Origin of the sequence: Janthinobacterium aestuarii, assembly GCF_051380835.1 — a bacterium.
Classification (GTDB): Bacteria; Pseudomonadota; Gammaproteobacteria; order Burkholderiales; family Burkholderiaceae_D; genus Janthinobacterium; species Janthinobacterium aestuarii.
On sequence record NZ_JBNYXU010000005.1, the window covers coordinates 106,766 to 120,673 of the forward strand.

Genomic DNA, 13,908 nt, shown 5'->3' on the forward strand with positions numbered 1-13,908 from the left:
AGGAGAGACGATGTTCACGCAAGGCAGCTGGCTCAATGCACCGGAAAACTGGTCCGCCGATGGCGCGCAATTGCGCGTGACAACGGACGCCAACACGGATTTCTGGCGCAAGACCTCATATGGTTTTATCCGCGACAGCGGCCACTTTTTCGGCACCGGCATCGATGGAGATTTCACGGCGCAGCTGCATGTGTCGGCGCAGTACGCAGCGCTGTACGACCAGGCGGGCCTGATGGTGCGCATCGATGCGGAAAACTGGATCAAGTGCGGCGTCGAATTTTCCGACGGCCAGCTCTTATTGAGCACCGTGCTGACGGTCGATACATCCGATTGGGCCGTCAGCCTGGCGCCCGCCATGCCGGACGGTTTCTGGCTGCGCGTGACGGTGGAGCAGGGCGCCATCCGCGTGCAGTATTCGATGGATGGCAAGCTGTGGCCGCTGCTGCGCCTGGCGCCGTTTCCCGTGGCATCGCGCTACCTGGTCGGCCCCATGTGCTGCACCCCGGAACGCGCGGGGCTCGAAGTCGCGTTTTCGCATTTTACGGTGGGCCCGGCACAGGGCAAGGACCTGCATGACCTCAGTTGACTGGCCGTGCGTGCATGGTGGATCAGGCGGCGGAATCGAGCCACTGATTCTCGACGCACCATTGCCGCACGTCGGCGACCAGTTGTGCTGAAACCGGCTGGAGTCCCGGGAGTTTTTTCTCGTATTTTTTGAATGCTGGCTGCAAAAAAGTGAAGAAAGCGGCGCCGATCAATTTGCGTTGTGCCGGCGTGTTTTTTTTCACCGGCACGAAGTCTTCCTCGTCCATGGCGATATCGAGGCCGAACATGTTGTCGCTGGCGTAGTAGCGACAAAAGGTTTTTCTCTGCAAGTCTTTTGGCACGCAGCGCAGGCACACAAACAATTCCCAGTCGAGATCAGGATATTTTTCTTCCATCAAGGGACCAAGCTGCCGCAGTTCATGACCAATGTCAAAGACCTTGGTCCAGCTTGGCGAGTCCGATGTCGTGCCTATGCGCATCTTTGTTTTCTCCGAATGCAAGAAACGCATGATACGCACATCGTCCTTGCAACAGCGCACGCACAGTGCCATCAGCTCAAGGCCGTATCGAGCACCATCATCACGAGAAAACCGAACACCAGCGCGGCGCTGGCAAAGCCGCCATTGCCGCTGCGCTGCGCCTCGGGAATGGCGTCGTGCACGATGACGAACAGCATGGCGCCGGCGGCCGCCGCCAGGCCCCATGGCAGCAGGGCGGAGGAGAGGCCGATCAGGGCCAGACCCGCCAGCGCCGCCACGGGTTCAACCAAGCCGGAGGCGGCGCCCATGGCCACCGACAGACGCCGGCCGTAGCCCACGCTGCGCAGCGCCAGCGCCACGACCAGGCCTTCGGGCACATCCTGGATGGCGATGCCGGCGGCCAGCGCATTAGCCTTGTCCAGGTCGATGCCCGCATAGCCGACGCCAATCGCCAGTCCCTCGGGCAGGTTGTGCAAGGTGACGGCAAACACAAAAATCCACACCCTTTTCAGGCTGCTGGCATGGGCCGCCATTTCTGCCACGTCGGCCAGCGCGCCGTGCTGCACGCGTTCGCGCACGACCAGGTTGAGCGCCACGATCAGCAGCATGCCCAGTCCCATGGCAAAGGCCACCAGCAGGCTGGCGTCCATGGGCGTTGCCACGCGCTGCCTGGCCGCCGCCAGCGCCGGCAGCACCAGAGAAAATGCGGTGGCCGCCAGCATCACGCCGGCGCCAAAGCCGAGGAAGCAGTCGTAGCTGCGTTGCGAAAATTTGTGCGACAGCAGCACGGGCACGGTACCGAGCGCCGTGGCGGCGGCCGCCATGGCGCCGCCGATCAGGGCCGGCGCCAGATGGGCATGGCGCAGCGTCAGCTGGGTCGTCAGCGCGTACAGCAACCACAGCGCGCCACCGCCGCACAGGGCAAAACCCAGTGCATGGGGCCAGGACCAGTGCATGGCCAGGGCCTGCAGCGCGCGCGGCGTGTTCACGCTGGTGGTGCCCGGCCAGCTGCGCTACAAGGGCATGGACGAGGTGCCGCCATCGCGCCCGTTCGGCCGCATGCCCAGTTCGGCGCCCGTCAGCGGGTCGGCGTCCGGATTCGATGCCGTGCGCGCGGCCATCTGCTGCACGGTGGCCAGTTCATCCTGCGGCAATGTCACTTCCGCCTCGCCCGTGCCGCCATCGACGGCCATCTGCTGGCGCGGGTCGGAAATGTACTGCCACTTGCCGCCCTGGTTCCACGGTCCCCGTTCCTCGCCCGGCCCCTGCGACATACTGAAATACACGTCCGCATATTGCGGGTCGCCCGGCAGCTTGCCGGGCGGGAAATTGGGCTCGATCGAATACAGGGCTTTTTCAAACGACTTCTGGTGCGCCACTTCGCGCGTCATCAGGAAACCCAGCGCTTCCTTCACGCCCGGGTCGTCCGTCAGGTTGATCAGGCGCTCGTAGACGATCTTGGCGCGCGCCTCGGCGGCGATATTCGAGCGCAGGTCGGCCGTCGGTTCGCCGATGGTGTCGATGTAGGCGGCCGACCACGGCACGCCGGCCGAGTTGACCAGCGGCGCGCCGCCGCCGTACAGCACCTGGGTCACGTGGCTGTCGTTGCCCGCGCCCGTGATGTTGCGGTACAGCTCCGCCGCCTGGTCGACGCCCTCGGCCAGCCGCCCCTTGGCGCCCTTGTTGAGCATGACGACGATGTTGCCGATCACTTCCAGGTGGCTCAGTTCTTCCGTGGCGATATCGAACAGCATGTCCTTGCGGCCCGGATCGTCCTCCGACAAGGCTTGCGTGAAGTAGCGGCAGGCGGCGGCCAGTTCGCCCTGCGGGCCGCCAAATTGTTCCAGCATCAGGTTGGCCAGCCCGGGATTGGGCTGCTCCACCCTGACCGTGTATTGCAGTCGCTTGTTGTGTGCAAACATGGTGCTCTCCTCGTTCGCAGCACGCCGCCTACTCGTGCTGATTCAATGATCTGTGGATGTCCTTCGACTCGTTGCGGCCCGGCCGGTCGTCGGCCAGCTTGCCCGCTTCGCTTTGCGGCCGCTGCGCCGCGCCCTTGACGTGGGCATTGCCATCGGGCTGCGTCAGGGTGGGCAGGTTTTCCTGCTCCACCGGGTCGGGCCCGCCCTGCGGCGTGATGACGTCGTTGGCCCAGTGGCCGCTGTTGGCATTGCCGCTGGCCAGCTTGCCGCCGCCCTGGTTCGCATACGCATCGCCCTTGGCCTTATCGGCGTCGGTCTTGTCCATGCGCGTGTTGCGCCCCTGATCGGCGGGATGCTGCGGGGTGTTGCCGTGTTCGTCCTGCATGCGCGTCTCCTCGGTTGGTGGATGAAGTTCCATGCTACTGGCGCGCAGCTGCCGGCAAGATAGGCGCGCGGCGGGCCGGCGTGTAGGAAAGTGACTCGCGAAACGCCGCGCGCAGCGCCTCAGCGCCGCCGCAGCCACAGCGCGCCGGCGGCCAGGCCGATGCCGAAGGCGCCGTACACCAGCAGCAGCGAGGGCCGCGACAGCCGCATCTCGTAGCCGGGCTGCAAACGGTGCGGCGTCAGCTGGTAATCCGTGAAACAGGCCACGGCCGTGGCGCCGGCCGCCGCCGCGACGGTGGACGCCACGCGGCGCCGGTCGAGGATGCGCGCCGCATAGCGCTCGAACAGCACGCCCCAGAACATGGCGCTGCAATGGTGGATGACATAGCCGACCAGGGTATGCCTGAGCGAGGCATCGTTGCGGCGCGCCGCCTCGTCGCCCCACAGCCAGTGGCTGACGGCGTTCACGGCGGCGAATACGCTGCCCGTTTCGCGCCGCCCGCACAGGGCCAGGGCGACGGCGGACAGGAGGGAGGCAAGGCTGCCCGACAGGGCGCCATGACGCAGGGTGGCAGGCAAGGATGGCATGGTGATCTCCTATGGTGATCTCCTATGGTGAATGCGGCAATGAACTGAAACGCAAAAGGCGAATCCAACTCCCATCAGGAAAGGGCATCGATGCGCATACTGCTGACGGGGGCGAGCGGTTTCATCGGAACGCATGTTTCGACCGCGCTGCTGGCCGAAGGTTTCCAGCTCGCGTGCACGACACGCCGCGCGCCGCCCCGCGCCCGCATCGGCAGGGAGCCGCGCGTGCGCCTGATCGAGGCCGATTTTGCGCGCGACACGGCCAAGGCCGCGTGGCTGCCGCGCCTGGACGGCATCGACGTCGTCATCAACTGCGTCGGCATCATCGCCGAGCATGGTGCGCAGACGTTTGCGGCCCTGCACACGCAGACGCCGCGCGCCCTGTTCGCCGCCTGCGCCGAGAGCGAGGTGCAGCTGGTGATACAGCTGTCGGCCCTGGGCGCCGACGAAGGCGCCGTCTCGCCCTACCACCTGAGCAAGAAGGCGGCCGACGATTTTCTCGCCGGCCTGCCGCTGCGCGCCGTCATCGTGCAGCCTTCGCTCGTGTATGGCGACGACGGCGAGAGCGCGCGCCTGTTCCGCATGCTGGCCAGCCTGCCCGTGTATCCCCGCTTCGGCAGCGCGCCGCAGCCGGTGCAACCCGTGCACGTGGACGACTTAAGCGACCTGATCGTCGCGCTGGTGCGCGGCGCGGGCGCGCTGGGCGGACAGAAGACGCGCCGCGTGCCCGTCGTGGGGCCGCAGGCGCTGCCGTTTGCGGCCTACCTGGCGGCCCTGCGCGCGGCCATGGGGCTGGGACGGCTGCGCGTCGTGCCGCTGCCCCGGTGGCTGATGCCGCCCGTGCTGCTGGCCAGGCTGCTGGGCTTTGCCATGCCGGACCGCGCCACCCTGGGCATGCTCGACCGGGGCAATACCGCCGATGCGGGGCTCACGCGGCGTTTACTGGGGCGCGCGCCGCGGCCCGTGGCGCAGTTCATCAGCGACGCGCGCGGTGCGGCCGTGCGCGCCCAGCTGGACTGGCTGCTGCCCGTGCTGCGCCTGTCGATTGCCATCGTATGGATCGCCACGGCCATCGTCTCGGCCGGCGCCTATCCGCTCGAAGACAGCTATGACCTGCTCGAACGCAGCGGCGTGCCGCCAGCCTGGGCGCCGCCGCTGCTGGCCGGCGCCTGCCTGTTCGACCTGCTGCTCGGCATGGCCACCCTGGCGCTGCGCCCGCCGTGGCGGCGCTGGCTATGGCCGCTGCAGGCCGCGCTCATCGTGTTCTATACCGTCTGGATCGCCGTGTTCCTGCCGGAATTTCTCTGGCATCCGTACGGCCCCCTGACGAAAAACCTGCCCATGCTGGCGGCCCTGTGGCTGCTGTACCAACTGGAGGAAAAGCCATGGAATACCTGATCGTCAAATGGCTGCACATCGTCTCGTCGACCCTGCTGTTCGGCACCGGCATCGGCTCGGCCTTCTACCTGCTGTTCACGAGCCTGAGCCGCGACGTGCGCGCCGTCGCCGTCGTCAGCCGCCACGTGGTGCGCGCCGACTGGCTGTTTACGGCCACGACGGTGGTGTTCCAGCCCCTGAGCGGCTTTTACCTGGCCCACCTGGCCGGTTATCCCTTGAGCAGCCGCTGGATCGTCTGGTCCGTGGTGCTGTACCTGGTGGCGGGTGCCTGCTGGCTGCCCGTCGTGTGGCTGCAGATGCGCATGCGCGACATGGCGCAGGCCAGCGCGCGCGACGACCAGGACTTGCCCGCGCTGTACTGGCGCTACCTGCGCATCTGGGCGGCGCTGGGCGTGCCCGCCTTCTTCGCCTTCATCGTCGTGTTTTACCTGATGACGGCCAAGCCGGCCTGAGCGCGCATCACGGGGTTTGCGTCAGTGTTTGCGGGCCTGCTTCTTGCCGCCGCCGGCACCCTTGCCGGAACCGGCCTTCGTATGGCTGGCCGCATCCTTGCCGCGCTTGCCAATATCATTGTCGGTGCTGCTTTTGTCTTCCGTGGGGCCGGCCGATTGGCGGTTCTGGCCGGCCTGCGATTTTTGCTTGGTCATGAGGCGCTCCTGATGAACGAGGGGACCTTGTCAGCCTAGCCGCCGCAGCGCCATTGTCCATCGGCGCGCCTGCCGCCACGCTGTAGGATCAATCCGCCCGCGCGGCCCACGTTTCATGCAGGTGGCGCCACAGCAAAGCGCCATCGGGCGTTTTTTCATACACGACGGTGGACCAGCGCTCGGTGTTTTCCGCGCCCGGCAACGACTGGAATTCGCGGTAGGAGACGGTAGCGCCGGCGGCGCTTTCCTGGATCAGCTGCAAGTCGGTGATGCGCATGGCAAGGCCCGGGCGGCTGCCGCCAGCGCCCTGGAAAAATCCGGTCAATCCGGCGCGATCGAGCCGCATCCCGCCCGGCGCCACCATCGTAAAGTCGGGCGAAAACCGCGCCAGCAATTGCGCGCAGTTTCCCGCTGCCGCCTCGCCAGAAAGCCATGCGCGGATCAGCACATGCGTGGATAAAACGTCGTCAAAATAGGGGTTCGTTGCAGTCATTTTTTGCTAGCTCCATGGTGTTGTAAAAGGTCGAGAACGGCGCGGTTGTCGATGCGCAGGCACAGTGCCAAAGGCAGCAAGCACGAGGCGGCGGCCAGTGCAAAGCACCAGTGGAACACCTGCGCCGCACGCAGATGCTGGGCGGGGTCGTCCAGCGATGCGATGCCCTGCGCCGCCAGCAAGCCATTCAGTAATACGCTGAGCAGCGCCACGCCCAGGCAAAAGCCCAGCTGGCGGTTGATATTCCACACGGCGCTGGCCTGGCTCAACTGCCCGTCCGGCGTGCGCAAGAAGGCCGTGCTTTGCGCCGTGCTGCTGCACAAGCCGCCGCCAAAACCCATCACGGCATACGTGCCGGCCAGCCAGAACAGCTGATCGGCCGCATCCACGCGCAGCAGCATCAGCATGCCCGCCGCCTGCAGCAGGGCACCAAAGATGAACAGCGGTTGCGGACCCACGCGGCGGTAGCTTTTGCCGGTCAGCGAAATGGCGGCAAACGAAGCCAGCGCCCACGGCAGCATGAGCGCGCCCGCCTTGGACGCCGACATGCCCAGCACGCCCTGCAGATACAGCATGGCCAGCAGGCTCACGCCCATGAAAACGCCCGGCACCAGCAGATACACAAGCATGGCAATGCGCAGCAGCGGTTCGGCGGCCAGGCGCAGGTTGAGCAGCGGCGTCGATTTGCGCAGCGCGCCGCGCACGTAGCCCCAGGCGCAGACAACGCCCAGCGCCAGCACGCCGGCGCCGGCCAGCAGCTCGTCCGGCGTGCCCAGCATGGTCAAGCCCAGTAACAGCAGCAAAATCGCCGTGCTGCCCGCCAGCAGGCCGCCCACGTCGAGGCGGGGTACTTGTGCGCGGGGCGGGTCGGGGCGCAGCCAGCAGGCGGCCAGCAGCAGCGCCAGCGCGGCAAACGGCACGTTCAAATAGAAAATCCAGCGCCACGACAGGCTGTCGACGATGACGCCGCCCAATGCGGGCGACAGGGCGGGCGCGAGCAAGCCCACGAGCATGATGACGGAGGACAGTCCCGGTCGCTCGGCAGGCTGGTACAGCTGATAAGTCATGCTTTGTCCCAGCGGAATAAGCAAGCCGCCGCCCACGCCCTGCACGCAGCGCCAGGCGATCAGCGCCTCGATCGATGGCGCCAGACCGGCGCCGATGCTTGCGCATAAAAAAGTTAGCAACGATGCCATGAACACGGTTTTGCTGCCATAACAGGCAGCCAGCCAGGCGCTGGCCGGGATGACGATGGTCAGGCCGAGGATGTAGGCGGTGCTGATCCAGGCCAGCTGCGCCACCGAGGCGTGCAGGGCATGGCCAATGTCGGGATAGGCGACGCTGGTGATGAACATGTTGATCAGGTCGACGAAGAACCCCAGCAGATAGATGGCCGCGACCTTTTTGCGATAGTCCATGGTGCTCCAAATGGCAAACGGCCAGCTTAAGCTTTCATCGCCATTTGCATAACGGGCCAGCCCCGATTACACTGTCAAATCCATTTTGACAAAGCCCTGCAAGCCGCCTCTTTTCTCACTTCACTCCATGATCAGTCTTGACCGCCTGGGTATTTTCATCGCCATCGTCGACGCCGGTTCGCTGACGGCGGCCGCCGCCGTGCTGGGCCAGAGCAAGGCCGTCGTCAGTTTTAATTTGAAACAGCTGGAGGCGGAGCTGGGCGTGTCGCTGCTCACGCGCAGCACGCGCAGCCTGGCGCTGACCGACGTGGGACGGCGCTTTTATGAAGACTGCCAGCGCGTGCTCAGCGAAGCGCAGGGCGCCATCGAAACGGCGCGCCAGGGCCACCAGGGCTTGCGCGGCACCCTGCGCCTGACCACCACCGTCGAATACGGCAGCCGCACGGTGATCCCCGCGCTGATCGCCTTTGCCGCCGCCCATCCGCAACTGCAGATCCAGCATTCCTCGTCGTCCTCGCATGAAGATCTGATCTCGGGCGGCTATGACCTGGCCATCCGCATGGGTTCCCTCAACGATTCGAGCTACCGCGCCGCGCTGATCGAGCCATATGCGATCTGGCCCGTCGCCTCGCCCGCCTACCTGGCCAGCCTGCCAGCCAAGGGCATCGCCAGTCTGGACGAGCTGCAATGCGCGCGCTGGCTGGCGCACAGCCGCCTGGCCGCGCCGCTGCGCTGGGACGTGCAGACACCGGACGGCCCCGCCGCCTTCACGGCCCAGGACGACGCCGCCATCCATTCCGACTCCGCTTCGGCCCTGCTGGGCTTTGCGCTGGGCGGCTGCGGCGTGGCCCTGCTGCCGCAGTGGCAGGTGGAGGCGGAAGTGCGCGCGGAACGCCTGCGCCGGCTGCTGCCCGACGTCGTCTTCCCGGAGCAGGGCGTGTATGCCGTGTATCCGAACACCCAGCATATCGCGGAAAAGGTGCGCGCCTTTATCGACTTTTTGCGCGCGTTCGTAGGCACGCCGGACTGAGGTTTCACGTCGTCAATATTTGTTGATCACAACGATTTCCAGAGGGCAAACGGGCGCCACTTTTGTTTTTCGCGGCCTACACTGGAAGGACGTTGTTCACCAATTGGAGACCATCATGGCACATACATTGGCAGTAGTTTTCGCCGCGCGCGATATGGCCGAGCGCGCCCGGCACGACCTGATCACGGCTGGCTTCCCCGGCGCCAGCATCCGCCTGCACGATGCGGGCAGTGACGACATGTCCGCCGCGGAAAACCTCCGCCGCGACGACAACGACAGCCTGCTCGACAGCATCAAGCATTTCTTTACCGACCTGTTCGGCAGCCACGCCGACCGCCACATCTATGCGGAAGCCGTACGGCGCGGGAATGTCGTGCTGACGCTGGAAGGAGCGAGCGACGCCGACATCCAGCGCGCCACCGACATCGTCGAACGCTACGCGCCGCTCGACATCGATGCGCACGCGGACCACTGGCGCGCCGGCGGCTGGCAAGGCGCGCCGCAAGACGCCAGCGCGATGCGCCAGGGCGCCAGCATGCAGTCGGATACGCCATCGCAGCAGGGCAGCATGAACGAGGCGCCAGGGTCGCAGCAATTTGCCACCGACATGGCCCCGCCGCCGTCCAGCGCGGGCGCCAACGTGCGCCGCTATCCCGGCGCCGACAACCTGCCCGGCACCAATTACGACGACGAGCAGTACTATCGCAGTCACTGGAGCGCCACCTATGTCACCACCGGCGCGCGTTTCGAGGACTACGATCCCGCCTACCGCTATGGCCATTCGATGGCGAATAGCGACAGCTACCGGGGCCGCCCATGGGACGACGTGGAAGCGGACCTGCGTTCCACGTGGGAGCACACGTATCCGCAATCGGCGTGGGACAAGTTCAAGGCGGCCGTCAAGCATGGCTGGGAACGCGTGACGTCCTGACGCGCGGGGAGGAGGCCCCTCTCAGCGCCCCTCGTGCGTGAGCTTGAGGAAGTGGTTCAGGATGTGAAAATGGTCTTCAAAGAATTGCTCTTCCATGGCCGGCAGCGACGCCACGGGCACCCATTGCGCCAGCGCCGCGTCGTCGGCCGCCGCCACGGCCGGCAGCTGGCGCGTCTTCAAATCGAAGTAATGCGCATGCGTGATGGTGCGCCCGCGCTGGCTGCGGTCCGGGTGGTCGAACACGGCCACGCCAACCAAGGCCTCGACGAGGGTGGGCGCCAGCACGCCCAGCTGGGTTTCCTCCGCCAGTTCGCGCAGGGCGCCCTGCAGCAGGCGTTCGCGCGGTTCCAGGAAGCCGCCGGGCAAGGCCCATAAATCCTTGCCCGGATAGCCGCCACGGCGCACGAGCAGCACGTGGCCGCCCGTCTGCACCAGTGCGTCGACGGTGGTGAAGATGGGCGGATACGGCGCCGCGCGCCAGCGCGCTTTATACGCTTCGATGGCGCGGTATTCCTGCACCAGCGGCGCGTACCACGGCAACAAGGTCCACGCTTTTACATACTGGCCGATGGCCGCCGGCAGCAGCTGCGCCACGGCGCTCAGCGACACGTCCACGTCCTCGGCCTCGAACAGCACGTTGCGGATGGCCGTCGCACCGATGGGCGCGCCAGGGTCGATCTCCAGGTTCAGCAGCTGCCAGCGCGGGAAGTGATGCAGGTAGTAACTGGTGGCGTCCTTGAAACAGGCCACCAGCATCACGCGCTGCGCCTTCGGCACGGCGCCCGCCACAGCGTGCCGCACGGCGTCGGCCCAGAGGCCATCGTCGTAGTAGTCGCGCACGGCCACGTAATGCACGCGCGCGCGCTGCGCCTCGGGCAAGGTCGCGGCGATCATGGCGGCCCGCTCCTGCCACGTAAACGGGTTCTTCGGGCTGCGCGCATGGAAGGCCGAGCCGAGCACCACCACCACTTGCGCGGCCGTCGTCAGGGCCTTTTGCAGCAAGCCCGCATGGCCATTGTGAAAAGGCTGGAAGCGGCCGATCAGGATGGCCGCGTCGGCAGGATAGGATGGGGTCATGCGTCGTCTCCGGTGGGGTAGTGGGCGGCGATCGGCAATTGACGCCCGCTGCCAAAAGCGCGCGAACGCACGCGGATGATGGGCGCCGCCTGGCGCCGCTTGTATTCGTTGCGGGCGACCATGCCGAGGATACGCGTCACGAGGGCGCGCCCTTCGTCCGTCTCGCGCAGCTGGTCGACCAGGGTCAACGCTTGCGCGCTTTCTTGCGCCGGCAGGCGGCGTCCCTCGATATGCCATTTGAGAATTTCATCGAGCACGGGATACGGCGGCAGACTATCGGTGTCGCGCTGGCCCGGCGCCAGTTCCGCCGATGGCGGTTTATCGAGCACGGCGACGGGGATCAGTTCGCGCCCGGCGCTGGCGTCGATGTGGCGCGACAGGGCGAACACCTCCGTTTTATACAGGTCGCCGATCAGGCCCAGTCCCCCATTCGTGTCGCCGTACAAAGTGCAGTAGCCAACCGAGATTTCGCTCTTGTTGCCGGTGGTGAGCAGCAGGGCGCCAAACGCGTTCGAATACTCCATCAATATCGTGCCGCGCACGCGCGCCTGCAGGTTTTCCAACGGCAGCCCTTGCAGCTTGCCGTCGAAGGCTTGCGCATAGCCGGCTTCATATTGCGCCACGATGTCGCGTATCGGATGCGTGTAGAGGGCGATGCCGAGGTTGGCGCACAGGGCGACGGAATCGGTAACGGAGCCGGCGCTGGAAAACACGGATGGCATGGTGATGCCCACGACGTTGTCGGCGCCGAGCGCTTCGACGGCCAGGGCCAGGGTCAGCGCCGAATCGATGCCGCCCGAGCAGCCGACGACGACTTGCGTAAAGCGGCAGCGGCGCGCGTAGTCGCGTAACCCCAGCACGATCTGGCGCCGCGCAAATTCCACGGCGGGGATGCCGTCCGGGTCGGGCACGGGGAAGGGCTGGCCATCGGGCTGCGCGAAACGGCCATCGGCAAAGCGCAGCAATGGAAAATCCTCGACGAAGCGGGCCGCTTCGAATTGCACGCCCTGGCTCGGCGACATGGCGAACGAGGCGCCGTCGAACACGAGCTGGTCCTGGCCGCCCACCTGGTTGACGAACAGCAGGGGCAGATTGACGCGCTTGCAGGCGGCGCCAAACACGGCGTGGCGCTGCGCGCGCTTGCCGATGTCGGACGGGCTGGCGTTGATGCTGACGACGAGGTCGGGCCGCGCCGCGTGCAGGGCGTCGAAGGGGTTGACGGCGTAGGCGCGGCCGTCGTCGTTCCAGCCATCCTCGCAAATCATGAAGCCGACCTTGCAGCCGGCGATAGTCAAGGTGCAGGCGCCGGGCGGGCCCGGCTCGAAATGGCGGCCTTCGTCAAAGATGCCGTAGGTGGGCAGCAGCTGCTTGTAGTATTCGGCCACGATGCACCCGTCGCGCATCGCCAGCAAGGCGTTGTACAGGGGCTTGCCGACGCCGGAGTTCGGCCGCGCCGTGCCGATGACGGTGACCAGTGCCGGCCAGCGCGTGGACGCTTGCAGCACGGTGTCGAGCGCCTGCTGCATGCCGCGCAGGAAGGCGGCATCCTCGAACAGGTCGCCCGGGTAATACGCGCACAGCGACAGTTCCGGGCAGACGAGCAGGTCCGCGCCTTCCTCGCTGGCGCGCTGCATGCGCGCGATGATGGCGGCACAATTGGCGTCGAAGTCGCCCACGGTGGGATTCATCTGGGCGAGGGCGATGGTCAGCATGGCGATCCTTCAGTTGGTTGCGCTTGAAACCACTATCCTGCCTGAAAAATTTTCTGAGCGTACTGATGCAACCGTGCAAGCCTGCCGATGAGGGTGTTACACGGTCTTGAGCCAGGCCCGCAAGCGCGTGCGCGCGTTCGCATATGGCGACGCCGTGTTGAACTGGATCATGCGTCCCATCGTGTAATGCGTGTACCAGGGCTGGCCATACAATTGGGCGTCATCATGGCTTTCGACCAGCGCCAGCAGCTGGTTTTTCGCCTGCTCCAGACGCTGCAGCAAGTCGTCCATGCCCAGTTCAGCATAGTCGGCATAGAAGCGCTGCGCCAGTTTTCCCAGAGCGTTCCACGTGAAACCTTCGGCGGGAAAAGCGATGTCCTCGATGCGTTTGCCGTCGCGCAGCTGCGCGTGCCAGTGCAAAACCAGCTCATTCCATCCCACCAGGTAGGCGAGCAGATCGCACACGCTCATGCGCGTGCCTGCCACTTGCCCTTCCAGCACGGGCTCGCGCGATAGCGCCGGCGGCACGCGCGCCAGCTCCTGCACCAGTTTCGCATACGTGCCGTTGATGGCGTCGAGCAGTTCCTGCTTGCTGTTGGGGACCGCCATCACGCCGCCTTGACGACAGGCAAGCCGGCCGCCTGCCAATCGTCGTAGCCGCTGCCGAGACGGCGCGCCTGCAAGCCGTGCTGGCGCAGGGCCGCCACGGCCTGCACGGACAGCACGCAATACGGGCCACGGCAGTAGGCGGCGATCTCTGCGTTCGCGGGCAATTCGTCCAGGCGGCGCTGCAAGTCATCAAAAGGAATATTGACCGCACCGGGCAAGTGGCCGGCGGCAAACTCCTGCGCGGGCCGCACGTCGAGCACGGTGATGCTGGCTTCGCGCATGCGCTCGAACAGCTCGTCGCCCGTGATCGCTTCCACGTGGTCGCCCCGGCCCAGCGCCTGCAACTCGCTGCGCTGGTGCTGCGCATACACGTCCAGCGCGGCCAGCAGTTGCGCGATGGGTCCGCTGCCGAGCCGATACAGCACGCGCTTGCCGTCGCGCCGCGCCTGCACGAAACCGGCACGCCGCAACTGCTGCAAATGCTGGGAGGTATTGGCCACGGACAAGCCCGTCAACTCCACCAGCTGCTCCACCGCATATTCGCCATGCGCGATCTGCTCGAGCAGACGCAAACGCGGCGCGCTGCCTAAAATATGGGCAAACCCGGCGGAACCGGTGAGGAATTCGATATCGGCATTTTTCATTGACACGATGCTAGCACCCTTATAACATTC

Annotated in this window: 17 protein-coding genes; 5 read left to right on the plus strand and 12 right to left on the minus strand. The window is 66.0% G+C overall.

Translation table 11 applies throughout. The annotated features are described in order from the left end of the window. Positions 1 to 10: 10 nt before the first annotated feature. Positions 11 to 586: a DUF1349 domain-containing protein gene (locus ACQ4WO_RS14910; RefSeq protein ID WP_436482129.1), complete on the plus strand. Its 576-nt coding sequence runs from the start codon at positions 11 to 13 to the stop codon at positions 584 to 586. 22 nt (positions 587 to 608) lie between these two features. Here the strand turns inward: ACQ4WO_RS14910 and ACQ4WO_RS14915 are convergent, their stop codons facing one another. The 5 genes from ACQ4WO_RS14915 to ACQ4WO_RS14935 all read right to left on the minus strand — a co-directional run bounded on the left by ACQ4WO_RS14915 (position 609) and on the right by ACQ4WO_RS14935 (position 3,919). Beyond that, positions 609 to 1,055 carry an Imm44 family immunity protein gene (locus ACQ4WO_RS14915; protein ID WP_436482130.1) on the minus strand — a complete coding sequence of 149 codons (447 nt, stop codon included), beginning with the start codon at positions 1,053 to 1,055 and terminating at the stop codon, positions 609 to 611. A 41-nt stretch (positions 1,056 to 1,096) separates the two neighbouring features. Next, positions 1,097 to 1,981 (minus strand): ZIP family metal transporter, encoded by an 885-nt coding sequence (locus ACQ4WO_RS14920; protein ID WP_436482363.1) that lies wholly within the window; start codon positions 1,979 to 1,981, stop codon positions 1,097 to 1,099. Positions 1,982 to 2,038: 57 nt separating this feature from the next. Beyond that, entirely contained in the window at positions 2,039 to 2,947 is a 909-nt protein-coding gene (locus ACQ4WO_RS14925) for a manganese catalase family protein (protein ID WP_436482131.1), read from the minus strand. 28 nt (positions 2,948 to 2,975) lie between these two features. Further along, positions 2,976 to 3,332, minus strand: coding sequence for a hypothetical protein (locus ACQ4WO_RS14930; RefSeq protein ID WP_436482132.1), 357 nt, complete (start codon positions 3,330 to 3,332; stop codon positions 2,976 to 2,978). A gap of 119 nt (positions 3,333 to 3,451) precedes the next feature. Then, entirely contained in the window at positions 3,452 to 3,919 is a 468-nt protein-coding gene (locus ACQ4WO_RS14935) for a hypothetical protein (protein ID WP_436482133.1), read from the minus strand. A 90-nt stretch (positions 3,920 to 4,009) separates the two neighbouring features. Here ACQ4WO_RS14935 and ACQ4WO_RS14940 point away from each other — a divergent pair, with 90 nt between their 5' ends. Beyond that, entirely contained in the window at positions 4,010 to 5,317 is a 1,308-nt protein-coding gene (locus ACQ4WO_RS14940; protein ID WP_436482134.1) for an SDR family oxidoreductase, read from the plus strand. After that, positions 5,305 to 5,769, plus strand: coding sequence for a DUF2269 family protein (locus tag ACQ4WO_RS14945; protein WP_436482135.1), 465 nt, complete (start codon positions 5,305 to 5,307; stop codon positions 5,767 to 5,769). Before ACQ4WO_RS14940 ends, ACQ4WO_RS14945 begins: the two co-directional genes overlap by 13 nt. Before the next feature lie 21 nt (positions 5,770 to 5,790). On the opposite strand, the gene ACQ4WO_RS14950 is transcribed toward ACQ4WO_RS14945, so the two are convergent. The 3 genes from ACQ4WO_RS14950 to ACQ4WO_RS14960 form a co-directional block, all read right to left on the minus strand. Further along, positions 5,791 to 5,964 carry a hypothetical protein gene (locus tag ACQ4WO_RS14950; protein WP_436482136.1) on the minus strand — a complete coding sequence of 58 codons (174 nt, stop codon included), beginning with the start codon at positions 5,962 to 5,964 and terminating at the stop codon, positions 5,791 to 5,793. 88 nt (positions 5,965 to 6,052) lie between these two features. Further along, a complete protein-coding gene (locus ACQ4WO_RS14955; RefSeq protein WP_436482137.1) occupies positions 6,053 to 6,457 on the minus strand; it encodes a DUF4440 domain-containing protein in 405 nt (134 codons plus the stop codon). Beyond that, positions 6,454 to 7,875 (minus strand): MDR family MFS transporter, encoded by a 1,422-nt coding sequence (locus tag ACQ4WO_RS14960; RefSeq protein WP_436482138.1) that lies wholly within the window; start codon positions 7,873 to 7,875, stop codon positions 6,454 to 6,456. Before ACQ4WO_RS14960 ends, ACQ4WO_RS14955 begins: the two co-directional genes overlap by 4 nt. A 127-nt stretch (positions 7,876 to 8,002) precedes the next feature. On the opposite strand from ACQ4WO_RS14960, the gene ACQ4WO_RS14965 reads away from it, so the two are divergent. Together ACQ4WO_RS14965 and ACQ4WO_RS14970 are read left to right on the plus strand one after the other, a co-directional pair. After that, positions 8,003 to 8,905: a LysR family transcriptional regulator gene (locus ACQ4WO_RS14965; protein WP_436482139.1), complete on the plus strand. Its 903-nt coding sequence runs from the start codon at positions 8,003 to 8,005 to the stop codon at positions 8,903 to 8,905. A gap of 115 nt (positions 8,906 to 9,020) precedes the next feature. Next, complete coding sequence (locus ACQ4WO_RS14970; RefSeq protein ID WP_436482140.1) at positions 9,021 to 9,836, plus strand: hypothetical protein; 816 nt, start codon at positions 9,021 to 9,023, stop codon at positions 9,834 to 9,836. A 21-nt stretch (positions 9,837 to 9,857) separates the two neighbouring features. Here ACQ4WO_RS14970 and ACQ4WO_RS14975 read toward each other — a convergent pair whose 3' ends face one another. The 4 genes from ACQ4WO_RS14975 to ACQ4WO_RS14990 form a co-directional block, all read right to left on the minus strand. Continuing rightward, positions 9,858 to 10,913 (minus strand): bifunctional nicotinamide-nucleotide adenylyltransferase/Nudix hydroxylase, encoded by a 1,056-nt coding sequence (locus ACQ4WO_RS14975; RefSeq protein ID WP_436482141.1) that lies wholly within the window; start codon positions 10,911 to 10,913, stop codon positions 9,858 to 9,860. Continuing rightward, positions 10,910 to 12,625, minus strand: a complete 1,716-nt coding sequence (locus ACQ4WO_RS14980) for an NAD+ synthase (protein ID WP_436482142.1) — start codon at positions 12,623 to 12,625, stop codon at positions 10,910 to 10,912. The genes ACQ4WO_RS14975 and ACQ4WO_RS14980 overlap by 4 nt, the downstream gene beginning before the upstream one ends. A gap of 96 nt (positions 12,626 to 12,721) precedes the next feature. After that, complete coding sequence (locus ACQ4WO_RS14985) at positions 12,722 to 13,234, minus strand: ClbS/DfsB family four-helix bundle protein (RefSeq protein WP_436482143.1); 513 nt, start codon at positions 13,232 to 13,234, stop codon at positions 12,722 to 12,724. Then, complete coding sequence (locus tag ACQ4WO_RS14990; protein ID WP_436482144.1) at positions 13,234 to 13,878, minus strand: ArsR/SmtB family transcription factor; 645 nt, start codon at positions 13,876 to 13,878, stop codon at positions 13,234 to 13,236. Before ACQ4WO_RS14990 ends, ACQ4WO_RS14985 begins: the two co-directional genes overlap by 1 nt. Positions 13,879 to 13,908 lie beyond the last annotated feature (30 nt).